13 protein-coding genes are annotated in these 19,429 nt (G+C 47.7%); 11 read left to right on the forward strand and 2 right to left on the reverse strand.

All coding sequences use genetic code 11. From position 1 onward, the window contains the following. Window positions 1-112 precede the first annotated feature (112 nt). Window positions 113-2,425: an AraC family transcriptional regulator gene (locus tag MKZ12_RS02635; protein ID WP_339258593.1), complete on the reverse strand. Its 2,313-nt coding sequence runs from the start codon at window positions 2,423-2,425 to the stop codon at window positions 113-115. 363 nt (window positions 2,426-2,788) lie between these two features. Between MKZ12_RS02635 and MKZ12_RS02640 the strand changes: the two genes are divergently transcribed. Beyond that, window positions 2,789-5,500: an S-layer homology domain-containing protein gene (locus MKZ12_RS02640; protein ID WP_339258594.1), complete on the forward strand. Its 2,712-nt coding sequence runs from the start codon at window positions 2,789-2,791 to the stop codon at window positions 5,498-5,500. 621 nt (window positions 5,501-6,121) lie between these two features. On the opposite strand, the gene MKZ12_RS02645 is transcribed toward MKZ12_RS02640, so the two are convergent. Further along, a complete protein-coding gene (locus MKZ12_RS02645) occupies window positions 6,122-7,009 on the reverse strand; it encodes a hypothetical protein (RefSeq protein ID WP_339258595.1) in 888 nt (295 codons plus the stop codon). Between the two features lie 111 nt (window positions 7,010-7,120). Between MKZ12_RS02645 and MKZ12_RS02650 the strand changes: the two genes are divergently transcribed. From MKZ12_RS02650 to MKZ12_RS02695, 10 genes are all read left to right on the forward strand, one after another. Beyond that, window positions 7,121-7,534 (forward strand): GNAT family N-acetyltransferase, encoded by a 414-nt coding sequence (locus MKZ12_RS02650; protein ID WP_339239304.1) that lies wholly within the window; start codon window positions 7,121-7,123, stop codon window positions 7,532-7,534. A gap of 155 nt (window positions 7,535-7,689) precedes the next feature. After that, on the forward strand, window positions 7,690-8,067 hold the full coding sequence (locus MKZ12_RS02655) for a hypothetical protein (RefSeq protein WP_339239305.1): 378 nt from the start codon (window positions 7,690-7,692) through the stop codon (window positions 8,065-8,067). Next, on the forward strand, window positions 8,057-9,328 hold the full coding sequence (locus MKZ12_RS02660) for an MFS transporter (protein WP_339261290.1): 1,272 nt from the start codon (window positions 8,057-8,059) through the stop codon (window positions 9,326-9,328). Before MKZ12_RS02655 ends, MKZ12_RS02660 begins: the two co-directional genes overlap by 11 nt. Window positions 9,329-9,513: 185 nt before the next feature. Next, a complete protein-coding gene (locus tag MKZ12_RS02665; protein WP_161799395.1) occupies window positions 9,514-9,651 on the forward strand; it encodes a hypothetical protein in 138 nt (45 codons plus the stop codon). 118 nt (window positions 9,652-9,769) lie between these two features. Next, complete coding sequence (locus MKZ12_RS02670; RefSeq protein ID WP_339258597.1) at window positions 9,770-12,514, forward strand: lanthionine synthetase LanC family protein; 2,745 nt, start codon at window positions 9,770-9,772, stop codon at window positions 12,512-12,514. Beyond that, window positions 12,492-13,292, forward strand: coding sequence for a hypothetical protein (locus MKZ12_RS02675; protein ID WP_339258599.1), 801 nt, complete (start codon window positions 12,492-12,494; stop codon window positions 13,290-13,292). Before MKZ12_RS02670 ends, MKZ12_RS02675 begins: the two co-directional genes overlap by 23 nt. Next, on the forward strand, window positions 13,289-14,755 hold the full coding sequence (locus MKZ12_RS02680) for a hypothetical protein (protein ID WP_339258601.1): 1,467 nt from the start codon (window positions 13,289-13,291) through the stop codon (window positions 14,753-14,755). Before MKZ12_RS02675 ends, MKZ12_RS02680 begins: the two co-directional genes overlap by 4 nt. Further along, window positions 14,737-16,494 carry a prolyl oligopeptidase family serine peptidase gene (locus tag MKZ12_RS02685; protein ID WP_339258603.1) on the forward strand — a complete coding sequence of 586 codons (1,758 nt, stop codon included), beginning with the start codon at window positions 14,737-14,739 and terminating at the stop codon, window positions 16,492-16,494. The genes MKZ12_RS02680 and MKZ12_RS02685 overlap by 19 nt, the downstream gene beginning before the upstream one ends. Window positions 16,495-16,756: 262 nt before the next feature. Continuing rightward, entirely contained in the window at window positions 16,757-17,389 is a 633-nt protein-coding gene (locus tag MKZ12_RS02690) for an NAD(P)H-binding protein (RefSeq protein ID WP_339258604.1), read from the forward strand. A gap of 196 nt (window positions 17,390-17,585) precedes the next feature. After that, entirely contained in the window at window positions 17,586-19,265 is a 1,680-nt protein-coding gene (locus MKZ12_RS02695; RefSeq protein ID WP_339258606.1) for an NAD(P)H-hydrate dehydratase, read from the forward strand. Window positions 19,266-19,429 lie beyond the last annotated feature (164 nt).

Consider the following 19,429-nt stretch of genomic DNA (forward strand, 5'->3'; position numbering starts at 1 on the left):
TGATCCCTCTTCTAAAGGGGTGAAATCCGGGAATAAAGGCGAACGCTTCGCTTCTTCAGGTTCTTTCTGTCCTCTCCGTTTTTGTGTAAATGTTAAATTCAACCTATATAGATTACTGCTCCATTAGACTGCGCATGAAGTTTTTTGGCGTACAGCCGTGAATTTCTTTGAACTTCTTAATGAAATAGGCAGGAGTGCGGTAACCGACCGTACTTGCGACCTGCTCAACCGTAATTTCACGCTGTGTCATGAGTTCCCGGGCGCGTTCCATTCGCTGATTCGTAACATATTCGGAATAGACAATCCCGGTTTCTTCTTTGAAGAGTTTACTGAGATATTTAGGGCTGATGAATACTTGCTCTGAGACATGATCCAGCGTGAGATCGCCCGACAAGTGCTCGTGAATATAGGCTTTGACCGCCGATATGGTATCCACACTCCGTACCTCGCTTCGTTTCTCCATGTGCATCACAAATTCAGTCACGAGATGGATCATCCATTCCGAATAGCGATTGATATTGTAGAACAATGAAAATTGCTTGTACAAATTCAATGAACTCGCCTCGGCAGGTTGCAGGCGCATCTGTTGAATACATTCAGCGTATATAGATACCGTTTTTAATAAGATGATACGACTGTATTCGGCTGAATAGGAGCCTTCCTTTATTGCCACTACCAATTCCTGAATGGCCTGGACCGAACCTTGCATATCCCGAGTCTGCAATTTTTTCTCGAAATTAATGAGATATGATTCCGGAATCTCCAGACCGCTGGCTTCCCTGTTCAGCAGATCAAGATCCTGAATGGCAGACTGATCGGGAAAGAAGTAGGCGTATCGAATCAAGGCATTCGCCTGATGATAGCTTGTGTGAATCTTCGTGAAGTGCTCTACCCAGCCGCCTAACGAAAGTACAAATTCAAGACCAAATCTGCTTCTTGCCTCCGTGTGAATAAAGTTAATAATGTGATCAGAGAGAGGTTCCTCGGATTGATTGGTACAGATGATTACACCGATTTTGTGATCCTGCAATTCCTCTGCGAGCAGCTTTGTTTCTTCCATGTCTGCCATCTCAAGTTGCTGAATCATCGTGTACAACGTATGCTGCAACTGTCGTGGCTGTAGATCTTTCCACTTCTCATTGACGGGGTCAATGACGATGCAGCGGAAGCGGGAGTAATCCATTGAAATATGCACAGATTGCAGTTGCTCTGTCAGCTCTTCCGGTGTAAATCGGTTATTCAACATGTTCAGCATGATACTATGCTTAATCATCTTATGATTGGCCTGCAAGGTTTCTTCAAGACTATCAACTTTATTGGACAGACTGTTAAACGTTGTATCGATGAACCGGTATTCGTCCTGCTTGAGGCTGGTTGGGCTATCCATCCGGCTCCTGATGTTATTCAGGATTTGTTTTAGTGGACTATAGTTGGCCCTGGTGAAAATGGACGACATCGCGATCCCAACCGCTACAGCCAATAAGCCTAGAAGAACTGAAATTTCCTTCAAGCTATCCAGCTTATAGTAGAAGCTCTCATTAGGCGTGGTCGTATAGATTCGCCATGCATTTCCTTTAAATTGATCTTGCGTAACGACAGAAGAGTCATGGTTAAATACAGGCGCGAAGTTCTCATCTGAAGAATGAAGAGAGAGCAGTGACTGAGTCAGATTCTCTTCCGTAGCACTGCCTATTAACGTTTTGTCTGCGGCAGAGATGACAGTTCCATCCTGATCGATGATTAATGTATTCGCATAATCAGCAGGGAGCATATTTTTAATGATCTGACTGATTGCTGACTCTTTGATATCAATCGCAATCATGACCTTGCTGTCTTTTCCAGAAGATTGAAACGGGTAACTGTGGACATAGGAAATGATAGGGCTCATGTTGCTCTGTCCCCGCGATTCGATATATGCATCCTGAGGAACCATGCGAGTCTGCATCCATAAGGAGCTTTCTTCGGTTTCTTTCATCGCAGCAATCCATTCCGTCGTATGATCCGCACTTGAAGGCGTGTCCTCATAGAGCATCAGCCCATATATAGATGAGACAACGAAGTGGTTCTTAGCATCGTACACATGAATAGCTTCAATGAGATCGGAATAATTTTGCACCATATTTATGAGGGACTGTTCGATGTCCAAAATTTTGCTGTGGTTTCCTTTTAAGCTATCCAAATTAATATTTGCAGCGTTACCGAGTACCAGGGACAGGTAGACCTGATTCACCTTCTGGATTACTGAGCTCTCAATAGTATTAACCGTGCTTTTCAGCGACAATTGATTATTGATTCGGATCTCTTTGCTGTATTGATGGGAGAAGAAGAGATAGAAAATGGAGCCGAAAAGAAGCGCAATGACAAGAACGACAGTGAGGTAGGAAAGAACCATCTTGGATCTCACAGACTGAAATGGCTTACGCACCCTTTTTCCCCCTTCAATTCCTCATATCTGAACAACTTCATCATTATATAGCAGGCCGAGGACAAGAAATCATGTTGACCGAAATTTAACAAACGTCTTGCTCATATTTTACACCAATTTAATAAAGCGTTTACATAAAAAGATATCTTAATTAACGAAACTAGTATTTCCTCTGTTTTTTGGGGGTGGAAATCATCGGAACGTACGATTTTGATATAAAACGGAATATGTTCTATAGATGCGAAATGCTCCCTAATGCTACATTAACGGCAGATCAGACATCTGGATAGAGACTTTCGTCCTCATATGCTGACGCAGAAGTGAAAATGAATTTACGATTAGGGGAGCGTGTATTAGTAAGCCATGAGAAAACCACTTAAAAAGTCACTGGCACTACTTCTAATGTTGTCTATGGTAGGTCCGACGTTTGCAGAGAAGAGTTTTGCAGCCGATCAGAAGATTCAGTTCTCCGATATTAAGGGACACTGGGCGGAAGCAAATATTCAAGCATGGGGCGATGAAGGATTAATTCGGGGCTACCTGGATCGTTCATTCAAACCGAACACGTATATTACCAGAGCAGAATTTATGAATTTGGTAAATGGAGCGTTTGGATATTCCGGACAAGCTGAAGTTACCTTTAACGATGTGTCGGAGAGTGCGTGGTATTACGAAGCAGTTTCGATCGCAAATGCGAATGGATATATAGATGGATATGCGGATGGCACCATGAAGCCGCAAGATCCGATTACACGTCAGGAAGCAGCTAAAGTCATTGCTGGTATTCTAAATTTGGAGTCGAATGAAACAGCAGCAAATGTATTTAGCGATTCATCTTCTATTGCGGCGTGGAGTAAGGGGGCTGTAGGTGGAACTGCTGCAGCGAAAATTATTGCCGGATATGCAGATGGAAGCTTCAAGCCGCTTGATTCCATTACTCGTGCCGAAGCCGTGTCAGCACTCGTTAAGGCGGTAGAAGCAGATGCGACTACGGCTGCCAAACCAGCTAAGCCAAAAGGAACGGCAGCCGTACTGAATGTTAATCCTCCAGCAGATGAAGCCCGGTTGTCCGCCGTGAAGGACGGAGCCAATGCTGGAGACGACACCTTGAAAAATATTGCGGAAACCAATCCGTTTATTGATATTTTGGACGGTTTTGATCAAGTATGGTCCATGAATCAAGCAGATTGGAGAGACGGAACAGCGGCAACCAAAATTGGGGCTGACGGGAAGAATGCAAAGTATGGAGATGGACCGTCCCCCTATTATGACGGCTTTAAGAATGATCCAACCGTACCCGTCGCTGATCAGAAAACATATGCAAATGAAGAGATCCGAAACAAAGCGACTTGGGAAGCCAATATCAGATATGTAGAGAAGGTCACACAAAACCGCACGGATGAGGAGGCTTTGGCAGCCTATTATGATGATCAAAGGGATAAGATCTATAGTGTGATGGAGGGCTTTGGTCCGTTGGCTAACACGTATGTAGATATCATCAAGCCAAAGACAAACGTTGAACGAACGGTGGACGATATGAATAAGGTGTTGACCGAAGAAACGGTGGAAGATGAAAGCCAAGGTATTGGAGATTGGGATGCAAAAACGGAGCTTTCAGACCTGGTTAATTTGGTTGATCTGGTTCGATTCAAAATTCCTGCCTCATCTAATCCCTCTAAATATTTCTACTCTTCCCCAAGACCGTGGAGAATGAATTCCAATGGAGAAGTGAAAGAAGTTGTCGATAGCAAAGGGCTGCCTGTATGGGAAACCATGGGCGAAGGTGAGAAAAAAGAAGTACCTCTGGCTTCAGGCGGCACCAAATCAACCGGAGAAAAACATTACCAGCAATACGAAACTAACGTTAAGCTTATTCCTGCCTTAACTTATGTCAAACGAATTGCTGAGGATGGAAGAGGAAAAGATGGCGGATTCCCGAGCGGACATACCAGTGCAGCTTACTTATCCGTATTTCCTTTGGCATACGCTACGCCAGAACGATTCGCTGAATTGTTAACGAGAGCAGCTCAGTTGGGCGAGAATCGAGTCATAACGGGCATGCACTCACCGCTTGATGTTATAGGCGGAAGAATACAATCCACAGCCATGGCGGCATATGCACTTAATAAGGCTGAGAACAAAGATGTGTTAGCGAAAGGCTATGAGAATGCAGGAGAAGTATTTGGAGCTGCAGCCAAGGAAAAAAATATGAGTCTGTATGAGTATGCACACACCGTAACCGAAGATTACACGTTCAAGAGTGCTTACGATGAACACAAATGGGAAGATCATGATGCCAATAAAGCCTTCTATAGAGAGAAGATGACATATGGTCTACCACAAACAGGAACCAAAGGTTTGGCTCCCGTTGTACCGCAAGGAGCAGAAGCGCTGTTGGAAACACGTCAACCGTATTTAACAGATGAGCAGCGCAGACAAGTATTGTATACAACATCCATTGACTCTGGATATCCTGTACTGGATGAATCCAAGGGCTGGGGTAGAATTGATCTGGTCACGGCTGCGGATGGATACGGTGCATTCTTAAACAATGTAACTGTGGATATGGATGCTTCCAAAGGACGGTTTAATGCAGAAGACTGGTGGAGAAATGATATCACCGGCAGTGGAATGCTCACGAAAAAGGGAACAGGAACACTTACACTAACAGGAAAAAACAGCTACACAGGCGGAACCTTACTGCAAGCAGGAACACTGGTAGCTGAATCTGCAACGGCTTTTGGTACAGGTGATCTGTATGTAGAGAACGGAACAGTTATTGTGAATGTGGATGGAGCATTAAACTTGAATAGAAACTTCACCATGGATAAGGGCACGCTAGAATTGGTTGTCGCTGATGGCAACAGTCAACTGAATGTCGGCAGAAAGCTCTATATTGATGGAGGAAGCCTGAATCTGGACTTGTCCAACTATAAGATTGAAGGCTCCAAAGATATTACGTTAATCACTGCGAATGGAATTACAGGTGAATTCGACAGTGTAACGGCAGATGGTTATAACGTTACGGTCACCTATGAAAAAGGTCGTATCATTGCACATGTTGCAGCCAAATAAGTGAAGGAATTAAAGTAATGATCCATTATATAAAATGAACCAAAGCATGTTAGACATGCCACTTCGATGACAGAATAAGCTTCCGATCATTCTTCACAAGACAAAATTAGTAATATAAAAAAGGGCTGAAGCTACAATGTAGTTTCAGCCCTTTTTGCGTATAGTCTTGCATGACTTAGAGTGTGTCTCCCAACCTACTGACAGCCGAGGTGTGCATGAAACGAGCCCAGCGTAAGGAACGTGCTGCATACTGCGTAATGCATGTATGAGCAAGCGATCAGAACGTCGCAAAGGGGAACATCCTGTTTTCTCCACTAATACAAATTCTCGTCTCGTACGGGAGGGAACCAATGTTGTTCGCTCATTCGCGCTTGGAACAGGGCATGAGCATGGAGTGAGTGAGTGCTAACGAATTTTAGGCATCTTATTCAAGGATTTGAAGCGCCCACAGAAATCTAAGGAATCTGAGACACGTTATATTGGGATGTACCGCTTATTATAGCGTTTTTGTCGATAGATTTTGAGGAATAACGTGTCTGATGTTCCTTACAATGTTCAAAAAGGACGTAGAGGTCAACTAAGACTTCCTGAGTTCCTTAGAAAATCGGCTGAATGCGTTAGTTATTCGTCGGTATTGGGAACTGATTTATGACGTGTATTCACTTCCATCTCCGTAGAGGTTTGCTTCGTTGGTTCCAGCTCCGTATGCCCTGCATAAGGGCGATCACTGCGAGAGCGTGTCCCATTCAACGCGAAACCCGATGTGAATATAATCAACTGTAATCCCAAGGCATAGGGCGCAGCAACAATTCCAATCAGGTGGAGTAAGGAGCATAGCGCGATCACCAAGGAGAGCAATTTGAATACTGTACGTGGCTTATCCCGACGTGGGCTGGCCCAGAGCAGGTAACCATATATGATGGTGATCATTAGGGAAACTGCGCGAATCCATGGCAATATGCTCTCCCATGAGTCTACAGGCACATCCAACATCCGTTGACCTAATACCAGATCTGTAACCAGAAACCCTGTAGCCGCTAATGCGGCTGGTTCGGCTACCGGCCGAAGGATGGTCCAGACCGCTGTGCCCCAATGATCTGCATGTGTATCCCGGCTGAGTTCATCTGATAATACGGTGCATTCTCGTTCCAGTGCTCTGTGCATAAGGCCGAGTTTGGCAGGGTCATGTTCCTTGATACAGTCACGAATCTGATCCTGTAGTTGAGGGGATAGGTAAGATGCGGCTTTGCAGGCTAACATTGCTGTGATCAGATCGTTATGTTCGGGTTCCGATGGTTCATAATTCCGATTTTCCTGGATGGTAAGTTGTCCCAAGAGGGCTGTACTTATGTATAATGTATCTCGTATCCTTCGCATTCGCCTTTCGTGGCTGCGGCGAACTTCAGTGGCAGACCACATGTATATCCCCAGAAGCACAGCCATGACGCCAAGCAGCACAGCCACAGTGCCTGGGCGCGATGTTAGATCTTCAATCCAACGTTGAAACACACTTGTTCCTCCTTTGCAGCAACTTCATGTATCATGAAACACGCTTCACGTAAGCTTTCTCTCACTATTACACAGGAAGTAGATGAATTCAAGCAGAAAGGGGCACAATTCATGGATCATGTGAATATTGAACACACACCACCCGCAGCTGGGGAGTATCTTTCTCTGCGACAGATTGCCGGCCTTAGTCCGATGAGCAGGGAAGGGGCGGAGATTGGACTACCGAATAGCCTGTTTGCCGTATGTCTGCGTGAAGAGGATATGCTGGTAGGTATGGGGCGAGTGATTGGAGATGGAGGTTGCTTTTTTCAGGTCGTCGATATTGCTGTACACCCGGATCTTCAGGGAATGGGTTATGGAAAACTGATCATGAGCGAGATCATGAATTATCTGCGTGATGTTGTGCCTGCTCGAGGTTTGGTCAGTTTGCTGGCGGATGTTCCTGCGGATCGCCTATATGCTCAGTTTGGATTTGAGTATACTAGTCCGAAATCGGAGGGTATGTGGTGGAGACAGGGAGAGTAGCGAACTAATTAAATAACCTATTCAGCGAACCTTTGGATATCCAAAGGTTTTTTGCTTTACAACCATTTATTTACAAGTATAATGTAAATTATAACCAATTTACGATTTACAAATTACAATATACAGATTCCTTATTAAGAATGGAGGAAATGAATATGTACAATGATCAGAAAGCTCAGTTTAACCAGATGGTGGAACGATCTGTGGAGCAGGCGAACAAAAACCTTTCGGGAACCAAGGGGGTCGTTTCCGTTCGATTAAGTCAGGAAGAGATTGATATTATTGATCAGCTTGTATTTCTTGAGTTAGCCAAAAACCGTTCTGACGCAACTGCGATGCTGATTAGGGAAGGCATACGAACACATCAGACCTTATTAAACGAGATACGCGAGTATACGGCCGAACTGGAACGGGTAAAAGCCAAGATACAACAAACCATTCGAGATTCCGGTTTAGTAGCGCGTCTGCATCGTAATAGTGATGATGAATCTGTTACGTACGATGGAGAGGTGCGTGAAAAAGATGAAAAGTGAGATTCGCGGCGACAGCTATCGAGCGGTTTTACGCCTTCCTTCTTTTGTAGTGCTTCTTGTCGGCAGATTGATTTCCGGGGCAGGACAGATTTTATTTTCTATGGCGACGATGTGGTATATCCTGCAATTAACGGAGTCGGCACTCGCTGCTGCACTGATTCCGATGCTGCCTTATCTGATCTATGCATTTCTAGGCATCCCCCTGGCTACGATCAGCGATCGCCTGCCGAAGAAACAACTTTTGATCTGGACAGATATACTGCGCGCAGGTATAGCCTGTCTTTTGGCTCTTTTGTTCATGACAGGTTCCATGCTTCCTTGGCATATTTACGCAGCCAATCTGCTCATTGCCATCCTTGGATTTTTGTTTAATCCCGCTACCCAGACAGTCATCCCCGCAATTTTGCCAGAACCTACAAAACAATTAGCTCCAGCCAATGCATTACTGAACTCTTCCTCCAAAACGATTGAATTGCTTGGATACGCCATGGGGGGGATATTGATTGCGCTCATCTCCGTTCAGTCCATCTTGTTTATCTATGCAGTTACGTTTCTGTTATCCGCCATATCCATTTTCTTTATCCGCATCCCTGTAACCAAAGTCGTGAAACAAAAAGGAGTCTCAGGTTTTGTCAAAGATAGCATGCAGGGAATTACCTTCCTGTTTTCCCGTAAAATTTTGGCCTGCTGCATTATCTTTGGAGCCATTATCAATTTTGCGGGTGCACCACTGCACATTTTCACGCCGATTTTTGCCAATATGGTGCTGCAAGCCGGACCACAAGGCTACGGTCTTCTTCAGTCAGCCTTTGCCGCTGGAAGTATTGCAGGCTCTCTGCTCAGTGGCAAATATGCCAAAAGACTCTCGCTCGCTCACTGGTTTTTGATTAGTTATCTTATCTCAGGTACAAGTTTGCTGCTCATGCCGATGTTTCCTAACCTGTATATCGCTATTGCGTGTTCATTTTTGTTGATGCTGGGACTTGCTCTTGTGAACGTACCTTTGGTTACATCGATTCTTTTATCCACACCGGAAGAAAAAAGAGGACGTGTCATGAACAGCATGGGTGTTTTGATGAGTGGTGTTAGTAATCCGCTTGGTTTGTTACTGGGAGGATGGTTCATTGAAACGTACAACCCTTCATGGGTGTATATGGGGATTGGTACATTTGTTATTTGTATGGGCATGGCGAGCCTGTTTGTTCGACCATTCCGTGAAGAACGGAGCAAGCGTACGAGGCAACAAACGACCTCTATGTAGTACGGAATCTGATGTCATACTGCACCTCTTTTTAGTCCGAGGAAACAAGTAATTTGACATAGTCAGGCGAATAAATGGATTCAATGAATAATTTATGTAAAATAATTCAATTAAAAAGAAGGAAATTCAAAATTTATGTAGAATTTGGTTTATAAGAGGGGGAGACAAATGGGAGGTAATTTATCATGGAAAACAAGGAAATTTTATCTGTACAGGATTTGATGGCACTAGAGGTTGAAGAGGATAACAACATGTTTGAGGAAACAAGCTTGTGTACAGTGTGCAGCTGGACTAGCTCACAAACAATCGTTGTCGAGAGCTAGGAACTTCTTTACACGCTCTATTCACTGAATCATTTGAAAGATAAGTCTTTGGTTTTCGCGCATTACTAAAATAATTGTACCTCCCCCTCTTACTTTATCCAAAAAGGAGTGATTCTCATTGAAATTCGCAAGCGTAACCCCCAAGAAGGACGCCTTTGAGAACGCTTTGGAACATATAATCCGGGAACTTCCCCAATCCATCCAATGGTCGAATGACGGCCATTGGATTTGTTTTAGACCGAAGGAATTAAGGCTTCCCGCGCAGGGATGGAAAATCCATATATCGGTTATTCCTGTGGAAGGAGCTGAATTGCTGCGCCGTATTGCACCTGTTCTCACAGAAAATGAAGTGCAATGGAAAGTAGTGAGCAGTGGGCTAAAACTGATTGAAACATCTAACGGTTCCATACCTCTCCCTCAGACTGGGAAATGTGTCACCATCTACGCACGAGACGAAGAACAGTTCTTGAAGTTACTTGAATTAATGCATTCATGTACAGGTGATCTGGAAGGACCAGCTATTCCGACAGATCGGGCATACCTTGGTAGCCAGTGTGTATTTTACCGTTATGGTGCATTCACGGATCGTTTCTACTATGACCGTTACTCGGGTGCAAAAGTATATGCTATCCAGAATCCAGAAGGTGAGCTGGAGGAGGATCGAAGAACGCCTGGCAGATATAAGCCGGATTGGGTGAATGAACCCGAGGAATTGCTGCGGATTCAGGACATGGAGACAAATCAGGTGACTTCTCGTCATGCCGATTCCAATAACAATGAGTTTGGTATACGAAACATTCGTGTAAGGCGTGTACTCAAGAAATCCGGCAAGGGCGGAGTATTTCTTATCTCTGGCACATCGTATGAACAGGCTGTCATGAAAGAAGCAGTCTACCGTATGCGTGTAGACGGTGGTGGGCGGTCTGCGCATGACTATCTGGATAATGAATATCGGGTGCTTGATCTGATGAAGGATACGGGGGTTACCCCACGACCGTTTGATCTGTTTAGTACTGAAAATAACCGCTTCCTGATCCTGGAGTATTTTGAAAGTATCAGCTTGCGTGAATATATCCATCGCAGACATGTAGCTGTAGATTACAACCGGGCGGATATGCATCGGATGGGTATACATATTCTGGATATGGTACAGCAATGTCACGATAAAGGGATTGTGATCAATGATCTGACGCCCAACAATATTGTTGTGCTGACGGACGGAAGTGTACGCCTGATTGATCTTGAACTGGCTTATGTTAGAAGTGATGAGACCCATGCCGATCCATTGACTGGTCATACTCCGGGTTATGTGCCACGTGGGCGTGAGCACAGCAGGCGCTCCAGTTATGCGGATGATCTGTATGCACTGGGAGCCGTCTTTTATTACATGGCTTCATCCATCGACCCCTATCTGAAATATCGGCAATCTCATCTGGAAGCTGCACAAGCTTATCTGGATCATCAAAGTAATACACAACTTCGTGGCTTGGGAAGTCTGGGTATTGAGATCATGTCTGGCGGATATGTGAAGTTATCAGACATTCGTGAAACGTTGGTTGCATTACTGGAGCAGCAAGAGGTCCGTTCAGGAGGAAGCAGGGATGTAATAGAGAAGGATGAATGCAATATGGAGCCAGAAGAAGTGCTCCGTCAGGCGGAGCGTATGGTAAACACATTGTATACTTCTCTTGATTTCAATAGTCCCCATCAACTGTTCCCGGAAAACAGCATGAGCAAGATGTTTCACCCGGCGAATTTTAACTTTGGCTGGACAGGGATGATTTTTGGTTTTAATCAGCTTGGTCAGATTACAGAGAACAGACAATACCATCAATATGCGTATGAAGTGTTGGAATGGATTTTGACGAATCACCCTTACGTTCCAGATGAGACACCTGTAGCATTATACTTTGGATATGGCGCCGTACCCTGGGCAATGGCAGAGACGGCTGAACGAATAAATGATCCATCGCTGCTTCAACGTGCAGAGGATTTGGCATTGGAAATCACCCTACATGATCCGGTGCAGACCAATATTAGTCATGGAGCTGCGGGTTTGGGACTGATGCTGCTTGAAATATACCGTATTGGAGGCCGCCCTGAACTTCTGACAAGAGCAGAGGAACTGGGTGTCTATATTTTGGAACAAGAAGAGCAGACAGACGAATCATTGAGTTTGTGGAAAGTAAAAGATAAATCGGACAAAAAAGGTCATCATTCCCTTGGATTCTCTCATGGCATTGCAGGCATCGGGTATTATCTACTCGCCTTGGCAGAGCGTACAGGGAAGGAAGCGTACTATTCTGCTGTGAAGCGAATTGTACATACACTTGATCGTACAAGTCATGGAGGGCAGAATGGCGTGAGTCTGTGGCCCGCATCGCCGGAAAAACCGGATACACTCTGGGTGCACTGGTGTAATGGATCGGCGGGCATTGGTCGATTCCTAATGGCAGCGGCTGATATTTTGCAAGATCCCCTCTGTACCAGACTGGGACTTCAAGCAGCAGATGCAGTGGCACAGTCAACGGTATTTGCTTCTTTTGGGCAGTGTCACGGAATTGCAGGTAACGGAGATTTTCTGCTCTTGGCCAATCGCAGGTTCCCAGGCAGGTATGAAACCAAACTAGCGGAATACACACAGAGCTTACATGTATTGCGCAGTGAGCAACGGGAGGACATATGGATGTGGCCTTTGGAGGACATGGAGTCCTTCTCCCCGGATTATATGACAGGTTATATGGGGATCTATACATTCCTGCTACGCCGGTTTTATCCGTCTGTTGCATCCGAACCACTGGTTTATTCAGGTTTTGATTATGACAGGGAGGGAAAAGTGTATGATGCTAACATCCATGTCTGAACTTCTGCCGCAATGTCAGCATGAATCGCGAAAGACGGGTGATCGCTATTATGCCGTTGAACCTGATAATGAGGATATCCTGTCTTCGCTCATGGTAATTGATCAGGGAGAAGGGCAGTATACACTGGATTTATGGAGTGAAACGCATTCCAATTCTTATTGGGAAGTTCGAATGTCATCCGTTTTGGAAAAAATGACATGGTCCTCTCTCTATGCAACCACGCCTGCTTCATTTCCGTGGGAGAAGCTTGGATACCGGGCAGATGTTCTGGCCCATCGATACCGGTTTTTCGGCAAGCTGAAGGACGTTCCTGTGCCGGCTATGCCTAATGAAGACGCGGTTTGGATGTCTGCGGAGGGGCAGGCGGAATCTCTGGCACACTTGCTCCAGGACAGTGATCCTACCTGTCCAAGTTGGGAAGCTGCTCACCAAGCTATCCGAGATATTGATGAGGGGGTGTACGGCAAGTTGCTGAAGGGTTCCGGCCTTGTGGAACTGGAGGGAAGGAAGATCGGGGGCTGCCTGTTAAGCGATGAGTTCGGCAGTATACTCCTTGCTCATATCTTCACGATACCTGAAGCGAAACGTCAAGGTTGGGCCCGTTGGCTTGCTGCCTATGGCTTCCATCGGTGCAGTTCAGATCCGGATCAGCGGATTAAAGCCTCACTGGATGCAAACAACCGGGGCAGTTATCAATTGATGAAGGCACTGAATTTACAACATGTGCCTGGACTTATACATGTATGCCGGATCACGAAAGTGAGTGAGCTTTCATGATGCCTGTCCCCCTGGAAAGTACGGATTATCACGATCTGAGAAGTAAATGGTTTCGTGTGAGTCATGAACTCGGGTTGTTTGTCGTTGAGGGAACAGCGGATGCAGTGAAGCAGGAAATTCACAAATTGACAACGCATTGGCAAGATGAAGCTATCCGAATCGCGGTTGATGATCCGTATGCTACTCTCCCGCTGATCTATCAATTAAATCCGGTTAAACCCATAGATGACCTTGTAGCATGTAAAAATGCGTTATTGAGATTCCAAAGATCAGGGTGGACACCTGGCAATAGGAAATGGGTTCTGGTTGAAGTATCTTCCTACCTCCACCCTGCGGATCTGGGAGCCATCCACTATATCCTGTATCGACAGAAATTAAGGGGAGTAAGTGTCGTACTTTTTTTTCATCGATATCCAACCATAGCGAGCAATCCTGAGGACATAGCCAAACTTCCGGTATCCCTTGTCAGGGATACACCTGATCAGACCCGACGTTTGTTAGAGGAACATTTACAGACGGTAAGCAAAGATAAAGGGAAGAAGAAAGAGGCCGCATTGGCGCTCTATAACAGGCTGGCCTGGATTTTGTTGTCCAAATCGGATAATCCGGCCCGTTACATGTCCTGTTTTCAATTCTTTGAACATAATTCGTTATTTCAACGGTTATCAGTGACACAGCAGGCAGTGCTCTGGTTTGAGCTGGGGCAGCTGTTGACCAAAAACGGGAAGCATTATGCCGAAGCACGACACTGTTATTCGAAAGCTCGGGAGATCCTTGCCCATGAAGAACTAACGGAAACGTATCGTACCGGGAAATGGGCTGCGCTTGATAATGGTGAAGCATTAATTGAGATGCAGGAGGGCAATGTAGAACTTGCAATTATGTTGGAGCGTCAGGCGGGACAGCGTATACGACAGCTTCCTGAGGGACCTGATCAGCGAGTTTTTCAGATTCAGACACTACTCAATATTGCGGGGTTGCAGCTCCGGGCGGGGCACTATGCAGAGGCAGGTAAGACGTTGCTGGCTGCGGAGAAGCGATGTGTTGATACGTACGCAGATTGGCTGGGGCATGTGCTGCAATTAAAAATGGTATTACATCAACAGCTTGGTGAGCAGGAGCAGGAATATGAACTGTTGATTCAAGTGTTACGTATGAAGACAAACACGGTTCATTCCAAACTGCTTGGTCGTGCGGTGGAAATCGCCGGGGCGCTCATTACTCAAGGGTTAGAGGAACAGGCATCCCGGGTGTACCGTCTGTTGATGAAGGGGCTACCGGTTGCCAGTCTGCCACAGATCAGGTTGATTCGGGAAACGTTAGGCAGATTGGGGACAGTTACACCTATAGATGCATACACGCAAGATCAGTATATCAATCAACTGGAATTACAGTTGGAGGGATGGGGGCAGTTAAAGCACTGGAATGAGAGGAGGAAATCGGGTTGGGCGATCCATTCCTGACACGGATGAGTGTGAATAAGGAACGCACTAGTATGCTTTTGGGCTATGATGACAATACATGCGAATGGTGCAGTATTGATGATACAGGCCGCATTGATGGCAGGCAGAGCCTTTCTGAACACGGGACAGCATCAGAGCAGCACACGCAGCATATGCAGTTCATTGGCAAGAATCAGGTTCTGGTGATTACACAGGACAAGGCGGGGAAATGGCTACATATATACGAGAATGAGGAGCATGCAATTCTGGTTCAGAGCCGATATGTGAAGTTTCCATTTCCTGTGATGCAAGCTGCTCGGCAAGAGGACCAATTACTGCTGCTGTTTTCCATTAGACATCGGTCAGGCTCTGTTCGTATAGGTCTTTATGATCCGGACAAGGATGAAGCGAGATGGGTTACTCCTGATCTGCATCAGCCGCAATTTGTATTCTGGTCGGCAACCACACGAGAGGTTGGCGTAAACGTTGGTGGATTCGGAAGAGTGTATTCGTATTCCGAAGACATCCTTCCATCATCCGAAATACCCTATACGGAGTATGCCTACCCTGTGATGGATAAGCAGGGTGACCTCGTAGCAGTATCCATTCCTGTGGAACATGGTTTTCAGCCCGGGTGGATCAGGCAAGGAGAGGGTACGGTACACGTATGTTCTAGGGATAACGAACCCTTCTCTGAACTGATCAGAATGCAACTCGATCCAGATCAACCGCTCGTGCTCTGTGAAGGGATAACCTCTGGCAGATGGCAATATGTTCAATATACATTGGACAGAGAGAAGAGATTTGAGCTACATGATTATCCGGGAATCCTGACACAGGCTGTGCTCAGCAGGGACAGGCAGGGATTGATCGGAAAATATGAATCTATCGTCCGCCCTCCAGCGCCGGGATTATACCGATTTTCAGAGCAAATCAGTACGATTACCCCTTTTCCGGTTGAGAGAGATGAGAGAATTGACAGCCATCCTGATGAGGAAGCAGATGTAATCTATGGAAGGATTCGTTATGGACAGGACGTGATTCCGTATATGGACATGCACCCGGAGGGTGCTGAACAGGTGGTTATCTATCTTCATGGGGGGCCTCATAATTGCCTGTTTGACAGTTTTAGTCCGGTCATCAGAGGATTATATCAGGCAGGAGTGAGGGTCATCGGGTTGAACTATCCCGGCAGCTCAGGGTTTGGCACGGATTACAAGATGCTCATTCAGAACGACTGGGGCGGCGTGGATGCAGATGTCATCCAGTTCATGCGGGAGCAGATGTTATCTTCCTATTCAAACGTCTCTCTCTATGGCGTGAGCTATGGGGCTTATCTGGCATTGCTGGTAGCAGGTAAAAGTCCGGCGCTATGGAGTAATGTGGTTGCCTGTGCACCTTTCACGGATCTGGAAGGACTATACAACGGTGGCGGAGCGAAGCTGAGATCATTCTTGCAAACGGAAATTGGTGAGCTGTTGCATGATCCATCTGCTCTGCGGGATCGAAGTCCAATAGCTTATATATCCGGGCTCAGTAAGGTGGATATTCAATTTATTCATGGGCAGGAGGATCAATTGTGCCCTGTAGAGCAGACGGAAAGATTGTATCGGGACATTATGGAAAACAAGCGGTTGTCTGGAGCTGAAGGCAGGATTGAGCTTCATATTGTACAGGATATGGCACATGAGGCTTATTCGGAGCGAATCTGGGCGCAGAAGGCTGTTGATTTTCTAACCTACAGTAGAGTCTCTACGTAAGATAAATACGTGATGTTGAAGCCGCAAATGCGGCTTTTTTGGCGATGGTTAAGGTAATGATAGGGAACGGAAAAGTGGTGGGTGAAGTGTTATCCGTGGCCTGGTGCATAGTATCAGAGGTTAAATGAATAACATTAACGTTTACAAGATGTCACATCCGGTTTAAGATGGCGTGAGCCGTTTAAGGTATATAACAATGGGATTAAGTATTAAAATAACGGTAAGTTGTTGAGATAATATCTATAGAAAAGAGGGAATTGATATGAAAGTAGCCATTTTTGGAGCAACCGGCGCGATTGGCAAGACGATACTGTGGGAGCTAATGGATCGTGGACATGAAGTGACAGCAGTGGTGCGTGATCCATCCAAAATTGAGATGAAGCATGAGCGTTTGCGTGTAGAACAGGGAGATCTGCTTAACCCGGATCAGGTGGCTGATTTTGCAGCGGGTCAGGAAGCGGTTGTGAGTGCATATGGGCCGAAATTCGGTGGAGAAGAAGAGATGCTGGAAGTGACACGTTCGTTGATCGAGGGTGTGCGCCGGGCAAAAGCAGGACGTTTGGTAGTGGTTGGTGGAGCGGGAAGTTTGCTCACGGATTCCGGTGATATGCTGATGGATACGCCGGGATTCCCGGAAGAAGTCAAACCGCTTGCGAAAGCACATGCAGATGCATATGAACTGATTGAAGCATCGGGTATTCATTGGACCTACATGAGCCCTGCTGCGACAATCACAACAGGACGTCGGACAGGTCAGTTCCGAGTAGGGATGAACCGTGTGATCACGGATGATATCGGGGAAAGCTCGATTTCCGTTGGTGATTTTGCAGCAGCTTTGGTAGACGAACTGGACGATCCGCAGTTTATTCAGGCGCGGTTTACGGTGGGGTATTAAGCGTAGACAAATAGTCTGGGGCTGAATCTTAAGATTTCGTAAACGGGATCGTTAAAGCTTCCGATGAGGCGTGGAGTGCATCACGGTAACTGGATGAGGGAAAGGGCAAGATATCCGGACACATACAGGATGCAGGTTTCAGGTGCGATATTGTTGCTTTTAGGTATGAGATAAGCTTGCACGGGAGGGATGAGCGTTGTTTATCGTGACTGCTGAACAGATGAGAGCTGTGGACGAGCATACGATTCATCAGCTTGGTATTCCAGCAGCCAGTCTGATGGAGAATGCGGGCCGCGCTATAGCCGAGGAAGTAATCAAGCTGTGCCGGGAAGGGCAGGAAGCAGGCTGGCTTGCGAATTCAGGGCAGCTTGGTTATAGCAGTAAAGGTGATGCGAGGCGGGCACACACAGGGCCCGGCGATCGGCAAGGTTATGGTGGCGACATCATCGCCGATCCGGCGCTGGTGATGGAGCGCCCGGGAGATCAGCAGTGGTACATGCTGATCGGCAAGGGCAATAATGGCGGCGATGGCCTGGTGGCCGCGCGCCATTTGGTTGAAGCAGGGCTTGGCGTGACATTGGTCTACGCCGATGCCCCTGAGGCACTGCGGGGCGAAGCCGCAGTGCAACGGGATGCCGCCGCGAAGCTTGGCATCCCTGCTCTTGTCCACGGGCGCGAAGCCGTGGACTTCAGCCGGTGCACAGGCATCGTGGATGCGCTGCTGGGCACCGGCTCGCGGGGAGCGCCGCGGGGAGCTTACGCGGCGCTGGTTAAGGCGGCGAACGACAGCGGCAAGCCGATCGTGTCCGCCGATGTGCCAAGCGGGCTGGACGCCGATACCGGAGAGGTGTACGAGCCCTGCATTCAAGCCCGGGTGACCGTATGCCTCGCGCTGCTCAAGCGCGGGCTGGTGCAGTACCCGGGCGCTTCTGCCGCGGGGCGCATTGTGGTGCGCGCCATCGGCATTCCCGCGCGGCTTGCGCCAGAGCATGGCCCCTCGGTCCGTCTGCTGACGGACGAGGTGCTGCGCGGTGCGCTGCGCGTGGACACAGGCCGCCTCCGGGCACCGGACGGCCATAAGGGCACCTACGGCCACGTATTGCTGGCCGCAGGAAGTCTGCCGATGAGTGGCGCAGGCCTGCTCTCGGCCAAGGCCGCGCTGCGCGCAGGCTGCGGGCTCGCCACATGGGCGCTGCCCGCGGCACTGCTGCCGCATGTCATCGGCACCGTGCCCGAGCTTATGCTTGCTGCCGCCGCCGATGGCGACAGCGGCGAATGGAACGCGTCTTCCGCCTCCGCTGTGCTGCGTCTCGCGGAGAGCCGCGACGTGCTTGCGACCGGCCCGGGCCTTGGCCGCTTCAAGGGCGACACAGACTGGCTTCGCCGTCTGTGGCAACATACGGACCGTCCGCTGGTCATTGACGCGGACGCCCTCAACATGCTGGCAGACGCGGGCCCACATGGGCCTCGCGACTGGGGCAAGCGAAGTGCGGCGACAATCCTGACGCCGCACCCTGGCGAGATGGGTCGACTGTTGGGTATGTCGACCCAAGAGGTGCAGCGTGACCGCATTGGACACGCTGCCCAGTACGCCCGCGAGCAGGGCGTGACCCTTGTGCTCAAGGGAGCACGAACGGTCATCGCAACGCCATCTGGCGAGGCGTACATCAACACCACCGGGCACGCCGGCATGGCGACTGGCGGTGCCGGGGACGTATTGACCGGCATCATCGCCGGTCTGCTTGCCCAAGGGCTCAGCGCGGAGCAAGCCGCCGCGTTTGGCGTATATCTCCACGGACAGGCCGCCGAACGAGCAGCACTGCTGCGCGGTGACTCATCGTCCCTGCTGGCGGGAGACATCATCGACGCACTCTGAGGATGGGGCAGGTGCGGGGCAAGATCGCGATTGGATAACTAACTGTCTATGACGCGTCATTTCCAAACCACAAGTGACCCGACGAGCCAGTGTTCCAGCATACTAAAAGTAGACGAGTGCATATTGCTCACTGTCCATTGTTGAGTACCATGTACTCAGTATTC

The sequence above is a fragment of the Paenibacillus sp. FSL R5-0713 genome (genome assembly GCF_037973325.1).
Taxonomy (GTDB): domain Bacteria; phylum Bacillota; class Bacilli; order Paenibacillales; family Paenibacillaceae; genus Paenibacillus.

Bases quoted from the DNA above. Each gene is read 5' to 3' on its own strand.
- MKZ12_RS02680 (WP_339258601.1), top strand. From the start codon at position 13,289: ATGATGCCTGTCCCCCTGGAAAGTACGGATTATCACGATCTGAGAAGT.
- MKZ12_RS02690 (WP_339258604.1), top strand. From the start codon at position 16,757: ATGAAAGTAGCCATTTTTGGAGCAACCGGCGCGATTGGCAAGACGATA.
- MKZ12_RS02650 (WP_339239304.1), top strand. From the start codon at position 7,121: ATGGATCATGTGAATATTGAACACACACCACCCGCAGCTGGGGAGTAT.
- MKZ12_RS02675 (WP_339258599.1), top strand. From the start codon at position 12,492: ATGATGCTAACATCCATGTCTGAACTTCTGCCGCAATGTCAGCATGAA.
- MKZ12_RS02655 (WP_339239305.1), top strand. From the start codon at position 7,690: ATGTACAATGATCAGAAAGCTCAGTTTAACCAGATGGTGGAACGATCT.
- MKZ12_RS02660 (WP_339261290.1), top strand. From the start codon at position 8,057: ATGAAAAGTGAGATTCGCGGCGACAGCTATCGAGCGGTTTTACGCCTT.
- MKZ12_RS02665 (WP_161799395.1), top strand. From the start codon at position 9,514: ATGGAAAACAAGGAAATTTTATCTGTACAGGATTTGATGGCACTAGAG.
- MKZ12_RS02640 (WP_339258594.1), top strand. From the start codon at position 2,789: ATGAGAAAACCACTTAAAAAGTCACTGGCACTACTTCTAATGTTGTCT.